The organism is Dietzia cercidiphylli (assembly GCF_014145145.1).
Taxonomy (GTDB): domain Bacteria; phylum Actinomycetota; class Actinomycetes; order Mycobacteriales; family Mycobacteriaceae; genus Dietzia; species Dietzia natronolimnaea.
On sequence record NZ_JAALEA010000290.1, the window covers coordinates 1 to 2140 of the forward strand.

The window sequence follows — 2140 nt, forward strand, 5'->3', positions numbered from 1 at the left end:
GGCCGGCGACCAGCATGACCAGGTAGCCGGAGGCGGCGGCGAACACCGTCGCCAGAGTCAGGGCCCGCATCCCACCCGCGGCGCGGCGGCCGGCCGTGGGCGTCGGTTCAGCGGCGGCCGGCGTGGTCATCGGGGATGCCGAGGGTGGGTGGCAGCGGTTCCGAGAACAGCCACGCGGACCACAGGGGACGCAGGTCGACGGGGGAGTGGTCGGCGGCCATGTGCAGGAAGTCGTCGGTGGTCGCGGTGCTGCCCGAGTACTTGGTCACCCAGTCACGCAGCAGCTGGAAGAACTGCTCGTCGCCGATCGTCAGGCGAAGGGCGTGCAGGGTGAGCGCGCCGCGCTTGTAGACGCGGTCGTCGAACATGTCCTTGGGGCCGGGGTCGGCCAGGAGCAGGTCCTGGGGTGAGTTCTGCAGCTTGGAGTAGTAGCGCAGCGCGTGGCTGCCCGCGTCCGCGCCGCCGGAGAACTCGGTCCACAGCCACTCGGCGTAGCAGGCGAAGCCCTCGTGGAGCCAGATGTGCTTCCATTCGGCGGCGGTGACGGCGTTGCCGAACCACTGGTGCGCGAGTTCGTGGGCGATCAGCCGCTCGTCGTCCGTGCCCGCCTCGGCGGTGTTGCGGCCGAACGTGGACATGCCCATCGCCTCGAGGGGGATCTCCAGCTCGTCGTCGGTCACCACCACCTTGTACTCACCGAACGGGTACGGGCCGAACAGGTCGGTGAAGACCTCGATCATCTCGAGCTGCCGGGCGAACGCCACCCGGAAGTCCCGCTTGAGGTCCGCGGGCAGGTAGGCGTGGAACGGCACCGCCCCACCCGTCACCTCCAGGTGCTCGTACTGCCCCAGGTTGATCGTCACGAGGTAGGTGGAGGTGGGCTGCGGGAGGTCGAACTCCCAGGTGGTGGTGCTGCCGCTGCGCTTCTTGCCCACCAGCGAACCGGTCACGACCGCGCGGTACGGGGAGTCGGTGGTGAGCCGGATCCGGAACGGGGCCTTGGACGACGGGTGGTCGTCGCACGGGAACCAGCTGGCGGCGCCGTTGGGCTGGTTGGCCACCAGGACCCCGTCGGTCAGTTCCTCCCACCCGACCTCACCCCATGCGCCACGGATCGGGCGCGGGTTGCCCGCGTACCGGATGGTGAGCGTGAACGCGGCACCGACGGGGATCGGCTCGGCCGGGGTGACGGTGAGCTTGCCCCGCGGTCGGCTGTACCTGGCGACCCGACCGCGGTCGAGAGACACCTTGGACACGTCGAGGTGGGGGGACAGGTCGAGCTGCACCGAGTCGAGCGGTTCGGTGGCCGTGGCGGTGATGACGGCCTGGCCACGCAGGTTGTTGGAGCTCATCTTGTAGGTGAGGTCCAGTTCGTACCGGGTCACCCGGTAGCCGTGGTTCCCGGCGCTGGGCAGGTAGGGGTCGACCGGATCGGCGCGCGACGAATCGCGGGGGGCTGCGATCTTGGCGATGAGGTCCTTCTTGACTGCCTTCAATTCCATGACCTGCGCGAGTGTAGTGGACCCGGGGTGATCGGCACCGCCCCCGGCGGCCGGGCGGCAGAAACTACTTGCCAAAGTGGAAAGTAGTTGCCTATGGTCTAGTCATTTCCCGGGTGGACACTCCCGGGACCGTCACGAGGAAGGTGTCGTCATGACCACGGAGAACCGCACCACCGGCGAGCTCGATCGCGCCGAGGCCGCCCGGCTCCTCGCGGAGGTCGAGGGTCGCCCGCCGGTGAGCTCCACGCGCGACGCCCAGGTCTTCGCCTGGTTCGCCGCCGTCATCGCGGTGGTGATGGGTGCCGGGACCATCGCGATAATTTTCTCCAACTGGGCAATGGTGGCGTACGTGGTGCTGCTGTTCGCCGTGATCTTCTGGCAGCGGCGATCGATCGGCGCCAGTCACCGTGGTTCGGCCCGGACGTACCTCTGGGGGGTCGCGGGCTCCGGCGTGGTGGTCCTCGTCGTCGTCACCGGGTTGCACGTCATCCGCACCACGATCGGCCTCACCCCCTGGTGGTACCTCCTCGGTGCGGTGCTGGTGGCGGTGCCCGGACTGATCGCCGCCGCGCGCATCGCACGCCGGGGTGCCGCCCGGTGACCGGCCCGCAGGGCGATGCCCCTGCCGCGCCCGTCGC

General features: G+C 69.5%; 2 protein-coding genes. One reads left to right on the forward strand and one right to left on the reverse strand.

The window, feature by feature from the left end; genetic code table 11:
* Positions 1-107: 107 nt before the first annotated feature.
* The gene (locus tag G6028_RS10880; protein ID WP_182658844.1) at positions 108-1496 is read right to left on the reverse strand and encodes a M1 family metallopeptidase; all 1389 of its coding nucleotides are present in this window, start codon (positions 1494-1496) and stop codon (positions 108-110) included.
* A gap of 157 nt (positions 1497-1653) precedes the next feature.
* Here G6028_RS10880 and G6028_RS10885 point away from each other — a divergent pair, with 157 nt between their 5' ends.
* Entirely contained in the window at positions 1654-2103 is a 450-nt protein-coding gene (locus tag G6028_RS10885) for a hypothetical protein (protein WP_182658843.1), read from the forward strand.
* The last annotated feature ends 37 nt before the right edge of the window (positions 2104-2140 follow it).